Consider the following 25,277-nt stretch of genomic DNA (forward strand, 5'->3'; position numbering starts at 1 on the left):
ACAGAGCTGAAAAACTATGATCACCGCATTACTCATCGGGTTACCACTTCTCTTCGCATTGCTGCTCTTATTCACGAGCGGCGAAGGTTCGAAAAAGATCGCGTTCGTCGCATCCGGACTTGAATTGGTTCTTGCACTTGTTGCTTACTGGTTCCTTCATAAAAATCCGGCAGATGCGCATCGTCTGGTGATGAATGTTCCGTGGATCACTTCAATGGGAATTAATTTCAACGTGGCGCTCGACGGAATAAGTATGGTGCTTGTGTTGCTCACCGCATTTCTTGTTCCGCTTATTATTCTCAGCAGCTTTAAAAATAATTATGAGAATCCCGCATTATTTTATTCGCTCATTCTTTTCATGCAGATGGCGCTCGTGGGCGTGTTCGTTGCGCGCGACGGATTTTTATTTTATGTGTTCTGGGAACTGGCGCTGATTCCTATTTATTTCATTTGCCTGATGTGGGGCGGAGAAAACCGCGGAGCGATCACTTTAAAATTTTTCGTGTACACGCTCTTCGGAAGTTTATTCATGCTGGCCGCACTCATTTATCTTTACCTGAACACTTCCATTGGAGAAACCGGCATTCACACATTTGATCTCAACGCACTTTACGATGCAGGACAACATCTTTCCGGAACAGAACAGACGTATGTTTTCTGGGGATTATTTCTTGCATTCGCAGTGAAGATGCCCATCTTTCCTTTCCACACCTGGCAACCCGACACGTACGTGGTTGCGCCTACGCAGGGAACCATGCTCCTCTCGGGGATCATGCTCAAAATGGGAACGTATGGATTGATCCGCTGGTTGCTGCCAATGACGCCGATCGCATTGAAAGAATGGGGACACGTGGTAGTCGTGTTGTGCGTGATCAGTATTATTTATGCATCGTGCATGGCAATCGTGCAAAAAGATTTTAAACGGCTCATTGCTTATTCTTCCATTGCGCACGTTGGACTCATTGCTGCAGGCATCATGGCATTCTCGGTTGAAAAAGGAAACGTGGAAGGAATAACCGGCGCCATTGTACAAATGTTTTCGCATGGCGTGAATGTCATCGGCCTGTTCTTCATTGCGGATATTATTTTTTCGCGCACAGGTACGCGCGATCTCGAGAAACTCGGCGGCATCCGTAATCTTTCTCCGCAGTTCACTTCGTTCTTCATGATCATCATGCTCGGTTCTGTTGCATTGCCGCTCACCAATGGATTCGTAGGAGAATTTCTCATCATCAACGGAGTTTACCAATACAGCGCGTGGATCGCGGCATTCGCAGGACTCACTATTATTCTGGGCGCGGTGTATATGCTGCGCAGTTTTCAGGTGATCATGCTTGGCGAGAGAAGAACGGCTACCGCATCATTCACTGCATTATCCACGAATGAAATTCTTGTTCTCGTTGGTATTTGCGCCGCAGTACTCGTACTCGGAATTTATCCGAAACCTATTCTCGGAATAATTCAGAATGATGTGCAGGAACTTGTCAACCGTATGGACGCTGTGGCCCACACTTAAAAAATCAGAAAAAATAAAACGGCATTTTTCCGGATAAAAAAATATGAAAGTAATTCTTGTATTAAGCGGTCTTGGAATACTGGTGCTTTTCGCCGAGATGTTCCGTATGCGAAAAGCGCTTTTTCCATTGGTGATCCTGGGAATGATCGCTTCCATTGCAACTGCTATTTCCTATTGGTGGTACGACGACGGAAAACTGGGCCCGCTGTTCAACGGAATGACGGATATGCATCATCACATTCCAACTTCTGCAGAAATTACACCGTTGCATTCCTTCAACCAGATGATCGACTTCGGCCATTCTTCCATCATTCTTTCTTCCATAATTCTTGTCACTGCATTATTGTGGTTCATCATGTCGTTTAAATTTTTCAGGGAAGAATCGAACGAGAGCGATCATTATGCGCTGGTAATATTTTCTCTCGTTGGCGCGGTGATCCTAACGTGCTACAGTAATATGGCGATGCTTTTTCTGGGAATAGAAATTCTTTCCATTCCGCTTTACGTTCTTGCAGGAAGCAACAAAAGTGATCTTTCTTCGAATGAATCGGCGTTCAAATATTTTCTGCTCGGATCTTTTGCTTCTGCATTTTTATTATTCGGCATCGCATTAATTTATGGAGCAACGGGTTCGTTCGATCTGAAAATGATCAGCTACGTGGTGAGCAACACCGCGCCGGGAACTTCCGCAAGTTTGCTTTACGCAGGCGTTCTTCTATTGCTTGTCGGTTTGCTTTTCAAGATCGGCGCTGCGCCATTTCATTTCTGGACGCCTGATGTGTACGAAGGCGCACCCACGCAGGTGACCGCATTCATGGCAACCGTCGTAAAGACCGCAGCCATTGCAATGATCATGCGTTTGTTTCTCACTTCCGTTTTCAACGGCATTACTCCATTCTGGATCCCGGTAATTTCCGTTTGCGTCGGACTCACATTTGTCATTGGAAATATTACTGCTGTTGCGCAGGATCGTGTGAAACGCATGCTGGCTTACTCAAGTATTTCTCACGCCGGATTTTTATTGCTTGCTGTTGCGGCGTTCAGTAATTTTTCTGCAAAGGCAATTATTTATTATGTCGCGGCTTATTCCATTGCTACTATCACTGCATTCACCGTGCTGCTCAATGTGAGCGAACAAACGGGCAGCGATCGCATTGACAATTTCAACGGGCTCGGAAAAAAGAATCCTATGCTCGCGGTTGCCATGACGATCGCTTTACTTTCTCTTGCGGGAATTCCGCCGGCTGCAGGTTTCTTCGGAAAATATTATGTGCTGAATGCAGCTCTCGTCAGCGGGCATTACTGGCTTGCTATTCTCGGAATTCTTGCGTCGCTCGTCGGTGTGTATTATTATTTCCGCATTATCATCGCGATGTATTTCAAAGAAGCGCCGAATGAAAATTTAATCAACGCCGGCATCCCGCACCAGGCGTTGCTTTTTGTGACCGCCGTGGCTACACTCGTTCTCGGTTTGCTTCCTGATCTTTTGCTGAATATAGGAACAGCAACTCCGAATCCAACGACGATCATCACTCCCTAATTTTTTTTCATGCTTAAAAAGTCCGGCCTTTCCTTCTGGATCCTCATCGGACTCGTACTCGGCATTGTTGCCGGAATTATTGCGCATCATCTCATCTGGCAAAATGTAAATGAGGATGCGCTTCCTCCCGCGGTGCGCGAAGGCGTGAAAAAATTCGCAACAGAAAAAGTGCTCGGCTATCATTTGCTCAGCGATATTTTTCTTTCGCTGGTGAAAGTGATCGTTGCTCCATTGGTGTTTTCGCTTTTACTCACCGGCCTTGTCAAGTCTGGAAGTTTTTCTGCGATGGGCCGCATTGGCGGAAAAACACTTTTGTATTTCACCTGTGCAACATTGATCGCGCTCACAATGGGATTGCTCATCGTGAATTTATTTCATCCCGGAACTTCGCTCGACGTGCACGATGCAACGCAGAAGATCGTTGCCACGCAAAAATTCAATGCGCCTGAATTCATCCTGCACATTTTTCCGAAGAACATCATCGACTCCATGGCGAAGAATGATATTCTGCCGATCATCATTTTTGTTTTATTCTTCGCTGCGGCGGTTTCTGCCGTTGGAGAAAAAGGAAAGATCGTAGTAGAATTTTTTGATGCGATCGCGCACATCATGCTCAAGGTTACGGGATACGTAATGTACTTTGCGCCGCTCGCGGTTTTCGGTGCGGTAGCCGCAGTGATCGCTGTGCACGGATTGGGAATTCTTGTTGGTTATTTAAAATTAATTCTTTGTTTCTTCGGCGGACTTGTCGTTTTTGTTTTCGGGATTCTTCCGCTGATCTGTTTTTTATTCCGCATAAAATATTTTCAATTGATGCAACTCATTCGCGAGCCCATGCTCCTTGCATTCGGCACTTCGAGTTCAGAAGCTGCATTGCCCAAAACGATGAATGCACTTGAGAAATTCGGATGCAGCGACAAGATCATCGGATTTGTTTTGCCATTGGGATATTCTTTCAATCTCGATGGAAGCATCATGTACATGACCTTCGCAACAGTTTCTATTGCGCAGGCATACGGAATGCATCTTTCGATCGGGCAACAAATAACTATGATGCTGATGTTGCTCGTAACGAGCAAGGGCCTCGCGGGTGTGCCGCGTGCGTCGCTCGTAGTGATCGCGGGCATGCTCGACACATTTCATATTCCCGCAGAAGGACTTTCCATCATCATTGCCATTGACTGGTTGCTCGACATGGGACGAAGCGCTACGAATGTTGCGGGCAATGCAGTAGCAACCGCGGTGGTGAGCAAGTGGGAGGGTGAATTGAAATAATTTGCCAATGAAAATTTACAATGAAAAAGTTGTTTCAAACAATATCCCGCACTAACTTGCGTATAAGAAATTTCTTCCTTCGTCCCAATGAAAAGTTGCTTTTACATTTTCTTCATTTTTATTTTCTCATGCGCGTATTCGTATGCACAGGCGCCGGCATGGGACTGGGCGATGCGTTACATTGGAACCGGAAATGATAAAGCGTACGACATTTGTGCTGATGCATCCGGAAATATTTACATGTGCGGATCTTTTTACAGCGACACGCTTTTTTTCGGGAATTGTTTTGCGGTCCGCACCACGAGTGGCGGTGAAAGTTTTTTCCTTGTGAAATTTGATGCGAATGAAAATGCCTTGTGGGTGCGCACACAGGGAGGCGGGCCCGGAACTACAAAAGCAACTGCAATTTCCATTGATGCCGCAAATCACATTCACATTTGCGGTTCGTTTGTCGGTGATCCGTATGTTGGAACTGCAACGCTTTTCGACGGATACCCGTCTATGTTTTTTGCATCGTATGACGCGAATGGAAATTTTATTTCGGCCGGTGCAAACTGGGGCGGCTGCCAGACCTGCAAGTCGTATGCGAAAGGATATATCAATTCTGCAAGCGGCAATTATTCTGTTGGGTCAAGAGAATTTATTAATAACACTATTTCGTATTACAACATTTCTATTTCAACTCCGGGTGGCGGTCAAACTTTCGGGGGAACAAACCATGATTATGGAAACGCGGTTTGTGCAGATGCCGCCGGTAACGGATATTTTACCGGCGACTACAGCAGCGCTTCTATTACATTCGGATCAATCACATTGACAAATTCAGGAACTGATGATGTTTTCCTTTTTAAAACAAACCCGGCGGGAAATATTCTGTGGGCAAAAAAATTCGGCAGCAATGGAGACGATGTCGGTTACAAATTAGCAGCGGATGCTTCGGGAAATATTTTACTCACCGGGTATTTCAGCAGCAATTCCATTCAGTTTGGAAATTTCACGCTCACGAATGAAAATCAGAATTCTTACCTGTACGATGTTTTTGTTGCCAAACTCGATACGGCCGGAAATATTCTGTGGGCAAAAAGTTTCGGTGGAAGCGGGCAGGATTATTGTTCAGGAATAACCAGCGATGCGAATGATAATATTTTTCTCAGCGGGTATTTCGGTTCTTCGTCCATTGCCATTGGCAATACAACACTAACCAATACTTCGGGCAACCAGGTCTTTCTTGCAAAGATGGATGCAGCCGGAAATGTGCAGTGGGCAAAGAGCGCCGGAAATCCAACTACTATTTTCAGCGGCGGGGTAGCGGTTACCTCCTTGGGAAATGTTTTTGTCGGCGGATATTTCAATTGCTCTTCGGTTTCTTTCGACAACATCACGCAAACGAATACGGAATTCAACAACACGAGCGATGCTTTTCTTGCGCGGCTTTCTTCTCCCACGGGCGTGAATGAAAATAATTTTTCTCCGGATTTTAATATTTATCCGAATCCGTCTTCCGGGATTTTCAATCTTCATACTGATTTTTCGGGTGCTTATGATGTGAAAATTTATAATTCGCTTGGGGAAATTGTTTTTGCAAAAGAAAATATTTCCGGGAATGATCTTCCGATCGATCTGCAGGACGAATCAAACGGAATTTACTTTTTGAATATTGTTTCCGGCGAAAAAGTTTCGGCGCTGAAGATTGTGAAAACGGAATGAGGTACGATGTACAATTTTTGATGCTCCCGGTTTCCGGCAAAATCTTCTTCCTTCCCACTTCCAAATTGTAAATCGTAAATCGTACATTGTAAATACAAATGTGGGGTTTTCTGAAAGAGCTTACCGATCCGGCTTCCATCATTCAATATGGCGGGCTCGCATTATTGCTGTTCGTTGTATTTGCCGAAACCGGTTTGATGATCGGATTTTTTCTTCCCGGCGATTCGCTCATTTTTATTTCCGGAATGTTCTGCACGGTGCATCCTTCTTTACTCGGAATTAATATTGTTCTTCTTCTTATTCTTCTTTCGCTCGCAGCCATTCTCGGAAATTATTCAGGTTACTGGTTCGGAAAAAAATTAGGCCCGGCATTATTCAGAAAAGAAGATTCACTCATTTTCAAAAAGAGATACCTCGAGGTGACTCGTATTTTTTATGCAAAACACGGAGGGAAAACACTCTTTCTCGGAAGATTTCTTCCCGTGATACGCACCTTCGCGCCCATCCTCGCGGGAGCCATCCGCGTCGATCTTGTGCGCTTTTCAATTTTCAATTTTCTGGGCGCCCTCGCGTGGATCTTTATCCTGGGATTGAGCGGATACTTTCTGGGAAGAATAGAATGGGTGAAAAATAACGTGGGCTATGTTGTAATATTTCTCATTGTCATCACGCTCATTCCCCTGCTGGGGGTTGGCAAAAAAAACCAGAAAAAATAATTTTTCCCTCTGAAATTTGCCATTTATCCTTCTTCATTTGCCACTTATTAAAAGTCCGGAGAAGGCCGCGTTTTTTGCCGTTACTTCGTGTAAGAATCCATGGAAAAACGCCCTCATCGCGGCCTTGTAAAGGTTTCAGTAATCGGCGGCTTTTTTGTAAGTTTGACCCCCTTGTGCGAGAGCGGTTTTTCCGTTTTCTCCTTCTGAAAAAGAAAAATGCTGACGGAAGATCGTTCGCCTCGGAAACCACGAATAATTTAACCAATACCAAACCAATAAATCCAATCACTATGAACAAGAAGACCTCGAACCTGCAGGCCTACTTTACTTTTGCGGTGATGATCGTAGAGCTCATCATTGCCATCGTTATCTTCAAAAAATTTCTGGGCAATCCCGACAATTTTGAAAACCACGATTTAGAAAAAGGTCATCCGCTGAATATTTTCGGCACCGTTTATAAGGGCGGCGTTATCGTGCCTATCCTCATCACCATCGTGTTGATGGTAATTACTTTCGCCATTGAGCGCCTCATCACCATCATGCGCGCGCGCGGCACAGGAAACATTTCCAATTTCGTGCGCAACATCCGCGAACTCGTGGAGAGCGGAAATATAGAAGAAGCAATGGCCGCTTGCGATCGCCAGAAAGGTTCCATTGGTAACGTGGTTCGTTCCGGCCTCGAGAAATACCGCATTGTGGAAAATGATACGCAGCTCGATAAAGAACAAAAAATTGCAGCCATACAGAAAGACCTGGAAGAAGCAACTTCTCTTGAACTTCCGATGCTTTCTAAAAATCTTGTCATTCTTTCTACCTGCGCTTCCATTGCTACACTTATCGGACTGATCGGAACGGTAATGGGAATGATCCGCTCCTTCTCTGCGCTTGCAACTTCTGGCGCACCGGATTCGAACGCACTTGCAACCGGTATCTCTGAAGCGCTCGTGAATACATTCATCGGTATCACCGGCTCCTGTCTCGCGATCATTTTCTTCAACGTGTTTTCCACGCAGATCGATCGCATCACTTACGGAATTGACGAAGCAAATTTCAGCATCCTTCAGACTTTTGCTGCCAAAAAACACTAAGCAGAAATTTTTCTGAAACGAAATTAATACCACCTGCAAATGCCAAAAATAAAAGTATCGAAATCAAGTCCTGCACTGGACATGACGCCGATGGTGGATCTTGCATTTCTGCTCGTAACATTCTTCATGCTTACCGCAACCATGCGCGCACCGGAACCGGTCATTGTTGACACGCCGAGTTCCATTTCAGATATTATCCTTCCGAAGAATACCATGCTGATCACTGTAGATACTGCAGGGCGTGTTTTCTTTAACCTGGAAGGAAAAGATGTGCGCATAGAAATGCTCAAGCGGATGATGAATTCCATGGCGAGATATTATCCCGATGTGAAATTCACAGAAGAAGAGATCCAGAAATTCGGATCACTGCAATCGTTCGGTGTTCCTTTCTCACAACTGCCCGATTTCATTGACGCAGATCAAACGGAAAGAGACCGGATGAATAAAGCCACGAAAGGAATTCCGCTTGACACGGCCGCAACTAATGCCGATGAGAAAGATCAGCTTTCTTATTGGATCAATGCAGGGCGTGTAGAAGAATTCAAATGGGCTAAAGACCAGGAATCGGATAATAAAAAAGTGGAGCCACTCCGTTACGCAATAAAAGCCGATGGAAAATCTTCTTACAAAAAAGTAGATGCCGTAATTGCGCTTTTCAAAAAACAGGAAGTGTACACCTTCAACCTGATCACCTCGCTGGAAAGCGATCCTAATAATCCTCCGGGAAAATAATTTATGGAAACTTTCTTTTTCCTGCATCTTATGGAAAGAGAAGAAAAAAAATAAAAATGGCAGAAGTAAATACCGATAGTGGCGGAGGTGGTGGTAAACATCACAAAAAAGGCCGGAAAAAAGGCGGCGGAAATCCACGCGTTGACATGACGCCGATGGTGGATCTTGCATTTCTGCTTCTCACGTTCTTCGTCCTCACTTCGCAGTTGAATAAATCCAAGACCATGGAGATCCGCATGCCGAAGGATGTGAAGGACACTAACACTACGAAGATCAACAACAAACTTGCGATCACGCTTCTCCTCGATGGAAATAAAGACCACAAGGTTTATTATTACGAAGGAATGCTCAACGATCAGACCGTGCTTAACGAAGTAAATCTCGATCCGAAAAAAGGCGGACTGCGCGAATACGTAGCAGGAAGAAACGCTGCGATCATTGCTGAAACAAAAGCGCTACGCACAAAATACAAAGCGGGCGGCATGGCCGATTCTACTTTCCGGAAAGAAAAATTCAAGATCGAAGAAACTCACGTGAAGGCGAAAGATGCGCCATTCTTCATTGTGAAATGGGGAGGAGAGGCACATTACGGCGACGTGGTGAACGTGATCGATGAATTGAAAATATGTGATGTGGAACACCAGTTCGCGCTCACGCCCATTACGCGCGTAGAGCTTGAAGCGCTTTCGAAAAAAACAGGAACGCATTACAAAGAACTTGACACCCCCGATCCGACCGCAGCAGCTGCAGGGGCGCCTCACTAAAAAAATAAAACGCTGAATTTTTACCAATTAAAATTCAACTCACATGGCTAACTGGAACAATGAAATTTTAGGCGAACGCAACGAACTTGTTTTCGAAAACAGGAATCGTTCGTACGGCGCTTATCTCATTCGCCGCAACTACGGAAAGGTGGTCCTCATTTCTGCAGGGCTTTCCACGGTGCTGCTTTTGTTCTGGGTTTTTCTCGCGATCGTCATGAAACACAATGATGGCCCGACAAAACCAAAAGAAAAAATTACCGAAGTAACATTGAAAGATGCACCGCCGGTAAATAAAGATGCGCCACCACCACCACCGCCGCCGCCGCCGCCGCCGCCTCAGCAAAAAATGATTCACTTCACTACGCCTGAGATCACGGAAAAAGATGTGGAACCGCCGCCGCCTGATACCACACATTCAAAAAGCGGTATCACTACGCAGAGCGGGCCGGATGATGATCAGCCGACTGAACTAACGCCAACATCTTCTACTCCTGTTGAACAGGAGAAGCCCGAAGAGATCTTCACTTACTCTGAGCAATTGCCGCAGGCCGCGTATGATTTCAATGCTTACCTGCAGAAAAATATTAAATACCCGGTGATCGAAAAAGAAGCGAATAAAACCGGAACGGTTTGGGTTTCTTTCGTTGTGGAAAAAGACGGCTCGATCACGAACGTTGATATTGCAAAGACCGCCGGTTCTCCCGGATTCGACAAAGAAGCAAAACGTGTGATAGAGCAAATGCCGAAGTGGAATGCAGGAACAACAAACGGCCGCACAGTTCGTGTGAAAGTAATTCAGCCGGTAAAATTCCTGTTGCAATAAAATTTTTCGCTTGCAGATCTTCAATAACCCGGGCCCGGGCAAGATCACCCTCCTGCTTTCATTCTCGATGGTGTTCATTTTCCTCGGCCTGGGTTATTTGTTTCTTGCAACTAATGTGATGCCCGATCGCTTTCCGAAGCCGAACAGAATTTATATCGGATTAGTTCTCGTAGTGTGGGCGCTCTTCCGCGGAGTTACCGTGTGGCTGAAATACAAACGTGAATTGAAAGATGAAGAAGATGAATAATAAATTTCTTTTTTTCGCCGCGATCTTTTTTTTCGCCTGCAACGATCCTATTGCCCATCCCGATGACATCGATACGCCGACGCGTGGAAAAATAAAAATTTTCATTGACGAAAATGTGCGGCCCGTCTCCGACGAACTCATCGACGCATTTGAATATTCTTATCCCGATGCATTTCTTTGCCAGAATTACGGAACAGAACCATTCGTTCTCAAAGCGCTTTTCGACGACACTTCGCGTCTCGCGATCATGACGCGTCAACTGAACAAACAGGAAATTGATTTTTTCCATTCCAAAAAATTCGGCATCGAACAAATACTGATCGGTTCTGATGCGGTGGTGCTGCTGGTGAACCGCGAAAATCCCGACAGTATTTTTTCTGTAGAGCAGATTCGTGATATTCTTTCGGGAAAAGATTCGCTGTGGTCTTCGATCAATTCCAATTCGAAACTCGGAAATCTGAATCTCGTTTTTGACAACGGAACTTCTTCCAACCTGCGCTATCTCTGCGATACACTTCTTGGCGGAAAAGCGCCGGGGAAAAATTGTTTCGCCGTGAATTCCAGCGACAGTGTGATCAACTATGTTTCGCATAATGCCAATGCCATTGGCGTAGTTGGACTCAACTGGCTGGGCGAAAAATACAGCGATGAAGATAGTAAGCGCCGTTCCCTCATCAGTATGGCCATGATCGGCAATGAAACAAGCGCTGCTGTTCATCCCACGCAGAGCGATCTTGTAACAAAAGCATATCCGTTTACACGAGGCATTTACATAGTGAAAATAGGAATGCGGGCGGGGCTTGGCACAGGCTTTGCCACCTTCTGTTACAGGGACAGGGGCCAATTGATCATACAGCATGCCGGGCTGGCACCTTCAAATCCCACAGAAAGAAAAGTGTTAATTGATTACCAATGAGAATTAGATAATTATTTTTGCATCGCATATGAAAACGCAAACAAAATACATTTCTGTCATTTCCGCTCTCCTGATCGGAACAGGAATATCCGCGCAAACGCTGCAGGATGCGATTCGCCTTACCGACGATGAACAATTTCCGAAAGCGAAAACTACGTTCGATCAGCTCGTGGCAAAAGATCCAACCAACGGAGATAATTTTTTCTACTACGGCGATCTGCTCCTGAAATCGGATGATCCCGAAGGGGCGAAAGCACAATTTCAGAAGGGAATTGATATCAACGCAACAAATCCCCTTGTACACATAGGCATGGCGCGCTATTCACTATCATCCGGAAAAGCAGATGATGGAATGAAAGAGATCGCATATGCCCAAGCGCTCATTGCAACAGAAGTTGGAAAAAAAGGAACAACACTCACTCCGCAGCGACAAGCGCAACTGGATCTTGAAATGGCAAAATCATTGCTGGCTGCAACGGCTCCCGATTTCCAGGCGGCACTCGATCTTACTGCGAAGGCAGAAAAACTTGATCCGAAAAATCCGGATGTGTTTCTTACACGCGGCGATATTCTTTACAAAAAAAATCCGGTGGAAGGCAGCGCTCCAGTCACCAATTACACCAATGCTGCGAAGCTCGATGCAAAATCGTGCAAAGCGTATGTGCGCATCGGTAATCTTTATGCGAACGGAAAAAATATGCAGTCGGCGATCGGTTATTATAATCTTGCGCTGAAGATCGATTCTACTTTTGCGCCAGCGTATCGCCTGCGCGGAGAGGCGCAATACCAGATCGGGAAATTCGATTCCGCTTCTTACAGCTATTCAAAATACCTCGCGCTCAATCCCGATTGTTATTCGCGTTACCGCTATTGCGCATTCCTTTACAAGAGCGGCGACTTTGATAATTCCATCAAACAGGGACAACAGGTTTTACAGTGCGACAGCACGATCTCTGTGGTGTATCGCATCGTTGGCCGTTCTTATCTCGACATGAAAACTCCTGATGCTGCAAAGTGCGTGGACTATTTCAATAAATTTTTTGCGAAGCAGAAATTGTATGGAAAACCGGCGCTGCTTGCCGACGATTACATTTATCGCGCGCGCGGATATGCAAAACAGAATATGGATTCACTTGCCATTATGGATTACGAAGCCGGATTGAAAACAGACACTTCACGAAAAGATATTTACTTCGAGTTGGGCGGGGAATATTTTAAAATGAAGAAGTACGATCAGGCCGCGGCCACTTACAAAAAGAAGATAGACGGCAACCCGGCAAAGGCGAACATCTCTGATTACAATGCTTATGGCCGTTCTTTATTCCTGCAGAAAGATTATGTAAATGCCGACAGCGCTTTCAAAAAAGTGTGCGTGCTCGATCCGAAAAATCCGATTGGCTGGTATTGGAGGGGCCGCTGCAATGCATCGCTCGACCCGGATGTAAAGTCAGACAGTGCGCGGAAATTCTACGAGGCGTTCTATGATCTTGCCATTGCCGATAAAGACAAAAACAAAAAAGAACTCATTGTGGCCGGCAAATATTTTGCGAGCTACAACTACATCAGGAAAAATTATGCCTGCTCAAAAGCGTGGTTCCAGTTTGTTCTTGAACTTGACCCGAATGACGGTAATGTGAAAAGTCAACTGGATACAGATAAATCGCTTAAGGCCGTTGCCGCTGCTTCTGATTTGAGTACGTGCAGGATGGGGAAATAAATTTTATTCCTTCACAACTTTTCGGATTCGTAAAATTATTTAACTATACACAACTTCTCTGATCTCACATCTCCGTCACTTGCACTTATTCTTAAAACATAACACCCAACAGAAAGATGGAGTTGATAACTTAGACTGGAGTAATTATTTTTAGCTAAACGATGCGACCAATGAAAATGAAACAGGTAAGAATGCGTTACGGAAAAGATTTCAAGATCAAAGCCGTAGAATTAAGTAATCAAAGAGGCAGCGTTCAGCAGGTTGCCGAGGAATTAAATATCAACACCGAGACACTCCGGCTTTGGAAACGTGCGTATCATGAAGGAAAACTTACGCATGAATCAGCAGCGAAAGAACGACCACGAAGTAAGGAAGAGGACGAGTTGCGTAGGTTGAAAAAGGAATTGTATGAAGTAACATTGGAACGGGACATCTTAAAAAAGGCGGTCACCATCTTCTCCAAGAGCGGCAAATGAAATTTAGTTTTATTGACAAGCATAAAACTGAGTTTCCTGTCGGGAAGATGTGTAGGATAATGAAAGTGAGTGAGAGCGGATTTTACAATTGGCAAGTGCGTGTTCCCTCTGTACGCGCAAGGCGTGGTGCATACCTGCAAGAGCAAGTGAAACGCGTGCATGAGCGAAGCAGAAAACGATATGGCAGCCCGAGAATAACTGCTCAGTTGAATAGTGAAGGAATAAAAGTATCACAACCTACAGTTGCAAAACTGATGAGAGTACAAAGCATAAGAAGCATCGTAAGAAAGAAATTCAAAGTGACGACTCAGTCTTCGCATCGTTATCCTGTGGTTGAAAATATAGTGAGTAGAAATTTCAACCCCGCAAGAATGAATCACACCTGGGTGTCAGATCTCACTTACATTTACACTGGAGGCGGTTGGATTTACTTGACAACAGTGATCGATCTTTTTGATCGCAAAGTGATCGGATGGGCGCTGAGTGAAACGATGAAAACCTGTGACACAAGTGTTCCAGCATTTAGAATGGCAGCAACAAATCGAAAACTATCGAGGGATCAGCAACTCACTTTTCATTCTGACCGAGGTATTCAGTATGCGTGCGATGAATTTGTGGACGAGATGAAGAGGTTTCCTAAACTTCAGAGAAGCATGAGCAGAAAAGGTGATTGCTGGGACAATGCTGTTGCGGAGAGTTTTTTCAAGACCCTCAAGACAGAGTTGGTCTATCAGGAAAAATACGAATCAAAATTTCAGGCTAAATTAGCGGTGTTCGAATACATTGAAGGTTGGTACAACAAGCATCGCCGTCACAAACATCTGAACAACCTCACCATTGAAGAATTCCACGGATCAATTAACAACTAAAAAAATGCGGAGTGAAGCAGAAATTAAATACTCCAGAAAATGTTTGCAATTCCATTCCATGTCTTAATGCGGGGACCACACATTTTATCCGATCATAAGCGGTTGAAAACGAGTATCACGAAATGTTTTTATTTCTTTTGCGGACAATAAAAATCAAACCATTTAAAAACCAATTTTTATGAAACCAAAAATCAACCTTGATCTGAAAAGAAAAAGCGTTCCGCAACTCATTGAGTTGGGCAATCACATTGTGGCATCCATGACCGGCAATGCAAATTTTCCAACTCCGCATCCGGCGCTTGCGGCAGTTACCACTGCGATCACCACATTGCAGAACGCCGACACGGCTGCTCTCGGTGGAGGCGCGGCGCTCAAAAGTGTAATGCATCAGAAACAGGAAGTGCTCAACCAGTTGCTCACACAACTTGCATTGTATGTAGAAGGAATTGTGAACGATCCTTCGGTTGCCGATGCAAACAAAGAAGTAATGATCCTCAGTTCCGGAATGCAAATGAAAACACTGACCCATCCGCAGCATCACGTATTCGGAGTGAAACACGGATCGGTTTCCGGGTCTATAGATTTAAGGGCAGAAGGAATAGAAAGAGGAATGCACAACTGGGAATATGCAATGGAACCTTCCATGGCCAATGGCTGGCACCTCGCCCCGGCTACCATGCAGGCGCATACTACTATAAACGGACTGACCGTGGGGGCGCAGTATTCTTTCCGTCACCGCGCGGTTACAAAAGAGGGGGAACAGGACTGGGGACAGCCGCTCTCGATTGTGGTGGTGTAGAAAAATAATGCTAATGATCCTGGAAAAGGGGCCGTTCTCAGGGACGGTCTTTTTTTATTTAGGTATGCCTGTTGTGCTGCAATACAACTACTGTACGAACTACGAAATACGAAATACACGAAGTACGAAGTACGAAACGAATACGAAACTTCGTACTTCGTGTATTTCGTAGTTCGTACAGTATAGTTTTAACGCTGCACCATTACTTTCTCCGTCACCACTCCATCGTTCGTGAGAATTCTCACTAAGTACATTCCGTTATCGGCGGCGGTAAGGCCGATCTCTTTTTTGAAAGAAGTGATGTTGCTTTCTTCGTCGGTGAAAATATTTCTTCCCGCTACATCCACCACTTCTATGGTTACATTTTTCGCTTTGGAGAATTCAAATGAAACGGTGAATTGCCCGTCATTCGGATTCGGATAAATGCTCAGCGAATTGGCGAGATCCACATCCTGCAATCCCACCTGCGTGATTGTGACCACCTGTGTGTACGTATCTGTTCCGCATGGGCCGGTAACCGTAAGCGTAACGGTGTACGTTCCGTTTACATTGTAAGTGTGGCTTGGATTTGCGCTGGTGTTTGTGCCGCTTGCATCGCCAAAATTCCAGCTGTAAGAAACAGCATTGGTAGATTGATTGGTGAAGTTTGCCGTTGCGCCTGTGACGTTGAAAATAAATTGCGCATTGGAGCCGGGAAGTACATTCACCAGCACCACATCAGAAGCAGAACATCCGTTAATGTCTGTTCCCGTTACATAATAAGTTGTCGTAGTACTCGGACTGACCGAAATACTTTGCGTAGGCGCACCTGTACTCCACACATAAGTTAATCCGCCGGAGCCGGTAAGTGTTGCAGATTGTGAAGGACAAATATCCTGGTCGGGCCCTGCAGAAACTGAAGGCGGAACATTAGCAGTTACTACAACAGTGTCCTGCGCAGAACATCCTGATGGGTCTGTGATCTGCACCGACCACGTTCCTGTTCCTGCAGAAATAGTTTGAGAAGTTGCTGCGTTGTTCCACAAATAAGTTGCTCCCGGATTTCCGGCATCAAGAACAATTGCAGCAGTACAGATGGCGGTATCGGGGCCAAGATTTGCATTCGGCTGATTATTGATCGTAACGTTGATCGTGTCGGAGTTGGAACATCCTGCTGCGGTTATTACATCCACAGAATAAGTTCCTGTTGAAGAAACAGATGTTGTTTGCGATGAAGTGGAATTGGACCAGAAATAAAGTGCGCCGGGATTTCCGGCATTGAGTGTAACTGTTCCTCCGCATTGTGTAGTGTCGGCTCCTAAATTCACTGTGGGCGCCGGATTCATAGTCACATTCACCGTATCGCTGGCCTGGCATCCGTTTCCATCAGTAACAAGCACAGCCACATTTCCTGTTGAAGTAACGTTGGTGGTTTGAACGCTGGATCCTGTGGTCCACGAATAATTAGAAAAACCTGCGCCGGCGTCGAGCGTAAGATTTGCATTGCACGTGCTGGTATCATTTCCCAATGAAACAACCGGATTCGGATTAATGGTGATGATAATGTTATCGGAATTCATACAACCGTTCAGGTCCTGCACGGCAACAGAATAATTTCCACTCAGCGTTACATTCAGCGTTTGTGTTCCTGCGCCGGTGCTCCACAAATAAGTTGCTCCCGGATTTTGTGCATCGAGAAGAATAGGCCCGCCGCACAGCGTAGTATCATTTCCGAGATTCACCGTCGGCGCCGGCAATAGCGTTACTAAAACCGTATCGGTGGCTTTGCATCCATTCGCATCAGTAAGTGTAAGTGTATAATCCTGCGTAGCGGTAACTGTTGCTGTTGTTTGCGGCACGGTGCTGCTTGCAAGATTAGTTGGTGGTTGCCAATCATAAGCGTAAGGAGTTGTTCCCCCGCTGCCGTTGTTTGCAATTCCAAGAGTAACCGTATTGTTCGTGCATGCCTGCAGGTCGGGCGCAGAGGTGAGCGAAGGAATGCCCGATCCGGCAGTATTCATTGTCATTGTTACATCAACCGAAGAAGTGGAAGTGGAACAGAAAAAAAGATCGACGAGTACACGAACTTCTCCGCAAAAATTCGGAGTGAAGCTTGTCTGCGATCTCAGTCCGCAGAAATCGTCATTATAGGCGAGAAAAGCTCCTGTTGCATCATTGTAAACAGTAAGCTGTGTGTCGAACGAAGAATTGCTGCACGTGGAGACGGTGTAATTTGCTCCTGCAACAACATTCGCAAGCACGTACTGGCCGAATTGATAATTCTGTGTGGTGGAAAGTGTGACTCCGGGGGGAGTGAGATTTCCTGCGACGAGTACATTGTCATTCGGACATTGGGATTTACCCAATTCCGGAAAAATAAAAAGAGAAAAAATGACAACGAGGTTTCGTAACGTTTGTTTCATAGTTTGCCGGGTTAACGTTATAGACAAAAATAATTAAATATGCCACGTGGGCAATAGGGGGCTTCTTGCTATTTTCGCTTTCGTTAAATGTCGGGCGGTAAAAAAAACAAATCAAAGTTACAGGGCAGGCAAGCTGTTTCGAATATTCGGCAAGGAGATAAGCCGGCGCCGAAGCAACGGACGGCCCGCCCGGTTCAAAAGGGCGGCATTTCCGGTTTTTTAAGCAGGAATTTATTTCAGAAGGTCCTGTTTCTTCTGTGTTTTGTTGTTTACGGAAACGGAATTTACAATGGGTATGCGCTCGACGATGAATTTTATACTAATTCGAAAGAGGGGGGAAATAAACTTACACAGAAGGGCTGGAAGGGAATTCCGGCTATCTGGCACACGCGTACTTTTTTCAATAACGACGGTTCGGGATATTCCTGGAGGCCGGTGGTGCTTACTACATTTGCAATAGAGGCCGCGCTCTTCGGCGAGCATCCTCACATCAGTCATTTCATCAGTGTTTTTTTATACGGGATCATTCTCGTTCTTCTTTTCGGAATTCTGCGTAAATGGTTTTCTACGCAGGGCGACTGGTTCAGTTTTTTTGTGTGCCTGATCTTTCTTGTTCATCCGCTGCATACCGAAGTGGTGGATAATATCAAATGCCGCGATGAATTGCTCGCCTTGCTTTTTTCGCTGCTCACGATCCGTTCCATCTGGTTTCAGTTTGATGAGAATCGGCCGAAGAGTCATTTTTCAATACGTATTTTCTCGCAAACATTTCCGCCGCTTGCGGGCCCTGATCCTTTTCCAAACAGATCTCGGCTGAGTATTTGTCTCGGAAAAATGCAGCATCTTATTATTGCCCCTGTTTTTTTCGGGCTGGGAATGTTATCAAAACATACGGTGATCCCTTTCTATGCAACCCTTCCGCTTGCACTTTGGTTTTTCACGAATGCTAATTGGAAAAAGATCGCGCTGTATGTTTTGCCGCTTATTGCTGTCGGGCTTTTTACAGTGTTGCTTCAGAAAATGCTTTTGCCTCCACAAACGAGAACGTTCCAGCAATTTGAAAATCCTCTGCCTACACATCCGGGAATTCTGAATCTCTTCGCAACTGCATTTTATGTACTCGCAAAATATATATGGTTACACGTTATTCCTTATCCGCTCGTTTATTATTACGGTTACAATTATGTTCCGCTGGCAACCTGGTCAAATCCTGTTTCCATCTTCGGTTTGGTTGCGTACGGCGCACTCGGAATTATTGCGCTTCGCGAGTTGAAGAAAAAAAGTATTGTTGGTTTCGGATTATTATTTTACCTCATTAATCTTGCAGCATACTCCAATATCCTGGAGCCCGCTCCCGGTTTAATGGCGGAGCGATTTGTATTCGACGCCTCGCTCGGATTCTGCATAATCGCGGTGTGGTTTATTTTTCGATGGATGAAAACCGAACCGCTGAATTTCAAATGGGGAATTGCACAATTCGCCCAGACGCGCGCGGTGCTTATTTTTCTCGCATTGATCTTTACGGTGCGCTGTTGGTTCCGCAATGAGGATTGGGAAAGCAAAATGACTCTTTATTCGCATGACATTGCATTCACACACGAGTCGGCAAAAGCAAATATGCTGCTCGGTGCGCTCGTTGCCAAAAGCGCTATGCAGGCCCGGCTCGATGCGAGTCGCTTGCAGAATCAACGTAAGAACGCCGAGGCAAAACAGAAAATGGACGAATCTGCGTCCCTGTTTCTGGAGGCGCGATCTTATTATAAAAAAGCAACAGAGATCGCCGATTATTATCCTACTGCATGGAGTAATCTTGGAACAACTTATTTTTTCGTGGATGAACCCAAACCGGCGCTCAGTTATTTTCTGAAGGCGGTGAAATTGAATCCGAAATACGGGGAAGGGCTTTTCAATACCGGAATGGCGTACGACAAACTGGAGAATCATGATTCGGCTGTGTGGTACCTCAGTGCCTGTATTCGTGTCGATTCTACTTATGTTTCTGCTTACGAACAATTGGGCCGCATACAATTCTCACAGGATCACGATACCGCCGGCACGATCAATCTTCTTCACATTGCCGCAAGAAAAAAACCCGATTCAGAAGCGCCGTGGAATAGTCTTGCAAATTTTTACACGCAAATGAAAGATACCGCGAGTGCAGCCGGCGCAATGGAAATGGCGGCGAAAATAAATCCTGCGAATTACGATCGCATGCGAAATCTTGCTGCGTATTTCTATCAGCACCACAATATGGAGAAGTATAATTATTACACCACGCTTTATAACGAGCAGGTGCGCATTGCGAAGAAAAAAGCAGAAGACGAAGGAACGAATGATCAGCAGCGCTGATCAGGAAATCTTTGCGTGAAGCCAGTCGTTGTAATCGATCACATCATTTGCCAGTGAGTTTCCCGATCTGTCGGCAATAAATTTCTCGATCTTCTTTCCCAGTATTTTATCGCGGCGCACCGAGGAGGAATGATACATTGCCGTAAGTATGGCGATCATTTCGTGATGGCGCTTCCCTTCTTTGGTCCGGAACATTTCTGCAAATTCTTTTTTCACCTGCTCCAGTCGGCGCTCCAGCACATCGAAATCACCAAGCTCATACCGGATGATCAATTCTGCTACGGCGATCTTCATGCGAAGAACAGGATCGAGATTTGAATAGCCCTGCTCCATAGTGAGTTTCACAAGATGGCGAATGGCCTGGCGATAATTTCCAGTATCAAAATTCAGGATCGTGAGGTTGTGATAAATGAAGACGATGTAGAACGGAAGTTTTTTGATGACCGGGTTGTCTTTCGCTTCATTTAGAATAGCGATTGCTTTTTCCGGATCTTTTCCTGAATAATTGATGACAAGAATATTGTAATAGAAAAAAAGATATTTATCGTGCAGCGATCCGCCGAATTCTGCCATTGCGTGTCTTAGTCTTTCCGCAGTAGCCAGTGAATGTTCTATTTCCCCGTTTTTATATTGCGCATTCGCCAGGTAAGTAAGCAACTGAAGTTTGGTATCGTGATTATTCCTGTTGAATAATCCTTCGCCGGCAAATTCCTCGAACGTTTGTTTGAGATATTTTTCGAGTGAACTGAAATCCTGTTTCTGCAGGAGAATCCTGCTGAGCGAATGATAAATTTTAAATCGCAACTGTATGCTGCTGCGTGTATCCTTGTGCCGCGAAATTTCATTCACTTTTTTCCGGAGCGATTCGATCATACGATAATCCTGTCCCGAAAAATTCTGCGTTGTGCGGACTTTGTAAACTACTTCTGCGAGAATATCATCGATCTCCTGCACGCGGTTAAGCTGCTCGCGGTTATTTTTTCTTTTTCGAATGTATTCCGTCGGATTGATCTCAAGTGTTTCCTGCGAAAAGCGGACATATTCGCTGAACACAAGATCAAGCAGCCCCGGGTTATCGGCGGCCTGTGCTTTTTTTTCTGCCTTGTGCAGGTAGTGAAGAGCAACCTGCGATTGTGATTTCGAGAGAAACAAACGCGCAAGTACCAACTGGTGCACCACTTCATTAAAATCATTTTCATCAACATATTGAAGCGACAGGCTTTTTCCAATGTCTTCCAGCAATCGGTTCTTCAGCCGATACAGCGCATTTTTATCGCGCGGCCCATAGAGCCGGTGTTGAATTTTCGTTTCATCATACTCTTCGTGATGCGCGCGTATGTAGTCGAAAAGCTCCACGTCTTTCCGCTCTTCGCCCGCATTGGTCCTGCCCATGAATAATTTCAGGTGGCGAACTTCTTCCTTGTTCATTAATCCAATGATGTGCTGTAGCGTTTTCATAATTTTTGAACGCGTAAGATATTTTCAAAAATAGATGTTTTTTTGGATAAACAAGGGTATTTTTGTTTGGGTTAGACCGTATAACAGACCAATGCGAACCGTTCAATCTTTATTTACCCTGCGCAGAAAATTTATTTTCTCCTGTTTCGCATGCGTGGTTTTTTGCGGAACCGCTTCTCTTCGCGCCCAGAATATGGTGAGCTTCGGAGTGAGTGGATTCAGTGGAATGCCCGACACGGTTTATTCTTCCAACAACGCCGTTCTTGTCGGTGCTTTTCTGAAAAATACTTCGGTCACTTTTTCTTACAACGACACGATCCAGGTTGACGGTTATATTGATCGCGGAGCTTCTACTGTTCCTCTTCATTTTCCCCCGGTCGATTCTATTAACATTAATCCGGGCGACAGTTTATTTTTCATTATTCCTGTTCAGTTTGCAGATACGTTCATGCAGGGCTTATTCCGAATTGGTGGAAATGTAATCGTGGTTTGGCCAACTGTATTCAATTCTGTTTTTGCAACCGGCGATTCGCTTACTGCAACTGTTTTCGTACTCGATTCTGTTAATAGCACGGGGGCTCCGCTGCATAATTTTGATGAGGTGCGTTGCTACCCGGTGCCCGCAACTGGAATGCTTTACATTACCGGCGGCGGACAACAATTGCATCCTAAAGAAGTTGTGATCTCTGATGCAACAGGAAAAATAATTGTCCGGTCGAAAGATGTTTCGATGGGAATAAATACGGAGCCCTGGCCTCCCGGAATTTATTTTCTTGATGTTTTATTTGACAACGACACTCATCACGTTTACAAGATTTCCAGAGAATAAAAATTCATCGCTCGTTCCAAAATAAAAAAGCCCGGAAAATTTTCCGGGCTTTCATTTTTAAATTCACCTTATGGTTTGTCTTTGATCAATGTTACAAATCCGCTGTAGGTGTACAATTTTGTATCGTACCCTGTTGCTGTTACTATGTAATAATACGTTCCATCTGCAGCTACAGATCCGCCTTTTGATTTTCCGTCCCAGAGTGCAACATCCTGCGGTGAAGAAGAAAGGCCGTGCACCTCTGACTCTCGCACGCGTGCACCCCAGCGATCGAACACTTCTATTTTCATATCACTGACCCCTGTTACCGTAGCAGAAAAATTATCATTCGTTCCGTCGGCATTCGGTGTAAATACATTCGGAAGAAGAATAGACGCTTGTTCAACAACAGTGATAACAAGCGTATCATAAACCGCACAAGATGGGTCATCATTATACGCAGTGAGCACGACAGTATAGGTTCCGGGCGCGGTGTAGGTAAAATTGGACGATGTTCCTGTTCCGCCGAATGACCACAAATAATTATTGATACCGCTAGTGCCGCTTGCAGCAAATTGCACATTGAGAGGATAAACACCGAATGTAGGATTCGCAGCAGCATTCACTACTGCCGTGTTCACTTCATTGACGCCAACAATCTGTGACGACGTACATCCATTGGCGTCTGTAGTGGTTATCGTATAATTTCCTGCAGTGAATCCACTGATCGGTAAAGTAGAATACGTTTGGCTGCCGATCTGGTAAGTGAACGGCCCTGTTCCTGTGACCACTCCTCCATCAGAGAAAAATCCTGTGGTGTCTCCACATTCGGTTGGGTTACCAAGAATATTTACATTCGGCAGCGGATTAACAGTGATGGTTATCGAAGCAGTATCTCTGCATCCATTTGCATCTGTTCCCACAACCTGGTAAGTTGTAGTGTTTGGCGGATTAGCATTTGATGAGCTTGAATTCGGATTAGATAGCGCGACATTCGGAATCCATTGATAAGACGTTGCACCATTTGAATTGAGCGTGGTGCTCTGGCCAATACAAATACTTGTGCTGGTTGCAGACGCAGTAACATTCGGAACCGGATTCACCGTAAGATTAATTGTATCGGTTGAAATACATCCTCCGGGGCCGGTTACTGTTATGGTGTAAGAAGTATTTGATGTTGGATCAACAACAATATTTTGCGTGGTGTTGCTTCCGATAATTCCTGTTGTTGATTGCCAATTGTATGTGCCCCCTGTTGCCACAGAAAGTGTTGCCTGTTGTCCATTGCAAATTGCAAAATCAGGTCCGGCAAAAACTGACGGAGGAGGAGTGATCGAAACAATGATCGAATCGGTACTCATACAGTTTCCATTATTTCCCGTGATCACATAGGTGGTGGTGGTCATTGGAGAAACCGTAACAGTAGGCCCGCTCATATTTCCTGGCTGCCAGTTATAACTTGTTGCTCCACTCGCATTAAGTGTGGCCATTGCCCCGGCACAAAGTGCAGTGTCATTCGAAAGCGTAAGTGGTGGCGCTGCAGTAACGGTAACAATAACAGAATCGATAGCAGTACATCCGAATGAATTTACCGCCGTAACGGTGTAGGTAGTTGTAGATGCCGGTGTGGCTGATGGATTGGCTGTATTGGCGCCGGAGAGGGTCGCTGACGGCTGCCAGCTATAGGTATTTCCCGCAGGACCACTTGCAAGCAGAATGGTACTATTGCCAGTGCAAATACTTACGTCGGGACTCGCAGTAACGCTCGCAATAGAAACGCTTACGTCCACCTGGTCTGTTCCTGTACACCCACTCGCATCAGTCACCGTTAGTGTGTATGTTGTGAAAGAACCCGGACAAACACTAACTGTTGCTCCTGATAAATTGCCCGGCATCCAGTTATAACTAACACCTCCGCTTCCTGTGAGATTTGCGCATGAGCCCGAACAAATTGTTGTGTTTGCGCCAGCATTCGCTGTTGGTGAAGGCAAAACTGTGATGAGTACTGAATTTGATGCAACAGTTCCGCATCCGCTGCCCGGCCATCCGCTGCCTGTTACCAACGCCTGATAATATAGCGATGAAGAAAGAGTGCCGGTATTCAGCGTGTCGTCGGTTTGTCCTGCGAGATTGAACCAGCTTGTTCCATTGGGAGAAACCTGCCATTGAATATTGTTGGATCCCATTCCCGAGAGAACAATCTGCGATGATCCTCCCGAACAAATTGACAATGGATTTCCGGTTGCGGTTCCCGGGGTAACATTCGGTGCAAGTGTAATTCCAACAGTGTCATCAGCAGAAGTGATCGTAAAGCATCCGCCAGAAGTTGTAACCGTATAGGTGATTGCGGTACTTACAAGCGCTGTTGGATTTGCAATATTCGGATTACTCAATCCCGTTGTCGGCGACCAGGAATAATTATAGGTCGCACCCGGGCAGCCTCCGCTTACACTTGCAGTAAGTTGCAATGTGGTGCCGGGACATGCATCGTATTGATTTGCTACCGCAGTAAGAATGGATGATGGCGGAATGCCGGGTGTAGTGAAAGATGCAGAGGCCGACCAGGGCCCTTGTGAATTATCTCCCTGAACATATTCCCGCGCTCGCCAATAATAAATTGTTCCGGTACACATTTGGGGATACGGAAGTAGTATTGAATTGTAGGGTTCAAGCGCACAGGCATCAGACATGATGTTTGGAATGTTTTCATTGGAATGAAACCAAGGCATGTTGCCCCATGAAAGACTGCTCGGCACGGGAGGCGCACCGGTAAATCCTGCTGGGTTGCAGGTCACTTCAACCTCCATCCAGTATGGATCACATCCGCATGTGGAGGGATCAGAATTTGCGTCGATCTGAATTCCTCCTGCAACAGGTGTTGCTGTCAGGTTCAGAAGCGGAAGGCCGTGACAGGCTTTTGCTTCATTGAAAAAAACAAGCAGAAGCATTGTGAAAAAAACGAAGAGCAGCTTCCGTTTTGCAATGGGGTAGTTTGTTTTCATGTACAAATATTTTTGTGCGCTGAAAATATTATTGGTCTTGTTTCGGGCGTAAAAATGCTTTGAATCGTTTGCC

General features: G+C 45.4%; 20 protein-coding genes. 17 read left to right on the forward strand and 3 right to left on the reverse strand.

From position 1 onward, the window contains the following. The first annotated feature begins 16 nt into the window (after window positions 1-16). The 15 genes from HY064_13360 (at window position 17) to HY064_13430 (ending at window position 15,185) form a co-directional block, all read left to right on the forward strand. On the forward strand, window positions 17-1,516 hold the full coding sequence (locus HY064_13360; protein ID MBI3511643.1) for an NADH-quinone oxidoreductase subunit M: 1,500 nt from the start codon (window positions 17-19) through the stop codon (window positions 1,514-1,516). Window positions 1,517-1,559: 43 nt separating this feature from the next. Further along, the gene (locus HY064_13365; GenBank protein MBI3511644.1) at window positions 1,560-3,056 is read left to right on the forward strand and encodes an NADH-quinone oxidoreductase subunit N; all 1,497 of its coding nucleotides are present in this window, start codon (window positions 1,560-1,562) and stop codon (window positions 3,054-3,056) included. Window positions 3,057-3,065: 9 nt separating this feature from the next. Continuing rightward, complete coding sequence (locus HY064_13370) at window positions 3,066-4,331, forward strand: dicarboxylate/amino acid:cation symporter (GenBank protein MBI3511645.1); 1,266 nt, start codon at window positions 3,066-3,068, stop codon at window positions 4,329-4,331. Window positions 4,332-4,418: 87 nt separating this feature from the next. After that, window positions 4,419-6,038, forward strand: coding sequence for a T9SS type A sorting domain-containing protein (locus tag HY064_13375; GenBank protein MBI3511646.1), 1,620 nt, complete (start codon window positions 4,419-4,421; stop codon window positions 6,036-6,038). A gap of 98 nt (window positions 6,039-6,136) precedes the next feature. Continuing rightward, window positions 6,137-6,754, forward strand: coding sequence for a VTT domain-containing protein (locus tag HY064_13380; protein ID MBI3511647.1), 618 nt, complete (start codon window positions 6,137-6,139; stop codon window positions 6,752-6,754). Window positions 6,755-7,044: 290 nt separating this feature from the next. Then, window positions 7,045-7,842, forward strand: coding sequence for a MotA/TolQ/ExbB proton channel family protein (locus HY064_13385; GenBank protein ID MBI3511648.1), 798 nt, complete (start codon window positions 7,045-7,047; stop codon window positions 7,840-7,842). A 39-nt stretch (window positions 7,843-7,881) separates the two neighbouring features. Next, complete coding sequence (locus HY064_13390; GenBank protein MBI3511649.1) at window positions 7,882-8,574, forward strand: biopolymer transporter ExbD; 693 nt, start codon at window positions 7,882-7,884, stop codon at window positions 8,572-8,574. A gap of 56 nt (window positions 8,575-8,630) precedes the next feature. Next, entirely contained in the window at window positions 8,631-9,338 is a 708-nt protein-coding gene (locus HY064_13395) for a biopolymer transporter ExbD (protein MBI3511650.1), read from the forward strand. Window positions 9,339-9,381: 43 nt separating this feature from the next. Then, the gene (locus HY064_13400; GenBank protein ID MBI3511651.1) at window positions 9,382-10,161 is read left to right on the forward strand and encodes an energy transducer TonB; all 780 of its coding nucleotides are present in this window, start codon (window positions 9,382-9,384) and stop codon (window positions 10,159-10,161) included. Between the two features lie 10 nt (window positions 10,162-10,171). Further along, complete coding sequence (locus HY064_13405; GenBank protein MBI3511652.1) at window positions 10,172-10,408, forward strand: hypothetical protein; 237 nt, start codon at window positions 10,172-10,174, stop codon at window positions 10,406-10,408. Beyond that, the gene (locus HY064_13410; protein MBI3511653.1) at window positions 10,392-11,324 is read left to right on the forward strand and encodes a substrate-binding domain-containing protein; all 933 of its coding nucleotides are present in this window, start codon (window positions 10,392-10,394) and stop codon (window positions 11,322-11,324) included. The genes HY064_13405 and HY064_13410 overlap by 17 nt, the downstream gene beginning before the upstream one ends. Window positions 11,325-11,352: 28 nt before the next feature. Further along, window positions 11,353-13,041, forward strand: coding sequence for a hypothetical protein (locus HY064_13415; GenBank protein ID MBI3511654.1), 1,689 nt, complete (start codon window positions 11,353-11,355; stop codon window positions 13,039-13,041). Between the two features lie 191 nt (window positions 13,042-13,232). Next, window positions 13,233-13,517 carry a transposase gene (locus tag HY064_13420; GenBank protein MBI3511655.1) on the forward strand — a complete coding sequence of 95 codons (285 nt, stop codon included), beginning with the start codon at window positions 13,233-13,235 and terminating at the stop codon, window positions 13,515-13,517. After that, window positions 13,514-14,386: an IS3 family transposase gene (locus tag HY064_13425; GenBank protein ID MBI3511656.1), complete on the forward strand. Its 873-nt coding sequence runs from the start codon at window positions 13,514-13,516 to the stop codon at window positions 14,384-14,386. Before HY064_13420 ends, HY064_13425 begins: the two co-directional genes overlap by 4 nt. Window positions 14,387-14,564: 178 nt before the next feature. Continuing rightward, window positions 14,565-15,185: a hypothetical protein gene (locus HY064_13430; GenBank protein MBI3511657.1), complete on the forward strand. Its 621-nt coding sequence runs from the start codon at window positions 14,565-14,567 to the stop codon at window positions 15,183-15,185. A 188-nt stretch (window positions 15,186-15,373) separates the two neighbouring features. Here the strand turns inward: HY064_13430 and HY064_13435 are convergent, their stop codons facing one another. Beyond that, window positions 15,374-17,587: a T9SS type A sorting domain-containing protein gene (locus tag HY064_13435; protein ID MBI3511658.1), complete on the reverse strand. Its 2,214-nt coding sequence runs from the start codon at window positions 17,585-17,587 to the stop codon at window positions 15,374-15,376. Window positions 17,588-17,674: 87 nt separating this feature from the next. Between HY064_13435 and HY064_13440 the strand changes: the two genes are divergently transcribed. Then, window positions 17,675-19,936, forward strand: coding sequence for a hypothetical protein (locus HY064_13440; protein ID MBI3511659.1), 2,262 nt, complete (start codon window positions 17,675-17,677; stop codon window positions 19,934-19,936). Here HY064_13440 and HY064_13445 read toward each other — a convergent pair whose 3' ends face one another. Further along, on the reverse strand, window positions 19,937-21,394 hold the full coding sequence (locus HY064_13445; protein ID MBI3511660.1) for a hypothetical protein: 1,458 nt from the start codon (window positions 21,392-21,394) through the stop codon (window positions 19,937-19,939). A 91-nt stretch (window positions 21,395-21,485) separates the two neighbouring features. On the opposite strand from HY064_13445, the gene HY064_13450 reads away from it, so the two are divergent. Then, window positions 21,486-22,223 carry a T9SS type A sorting domain-containing protein gene (locus tag HY064_13450; protein ID MBI3511661.1) on the forward strand — a complete coding sequence of 246 codons (738 nt, stop codon included), beginning with the start codon at window positions 21,486-21,488 and terminating at the stop codon, window positions 22,221-22,223. A 68-nt stretch (window positions 22,224-22,291) separates the two neighbouring features. Here HY064_13450 and HY064_13455 read toward each other — a convergent pair whose 3' ends face one another. After that, window positions 22,292-25,204, reverse strand: coding sequence for a gliding motility-associated C-terminal domain-containing protein (locus HY064_13455; protein ID MBI3511662.1), 2,913 nt, complete (start codon window positions 25,202-25,204; stop codon window positions 22,292-22,294). Between the last annotated feature and the right edge of the window lie 73 nt (window positions 25,205-25,277).

It is taken from the genome of Bacteroidota bacterium (assembly GCA_016194975.1).
In the GTDB taxonomy this organism is placed as follows: domain Bacteria; phylum Bacteroidota; class Bacteroidia; order Palsa-965; family Palsa-965.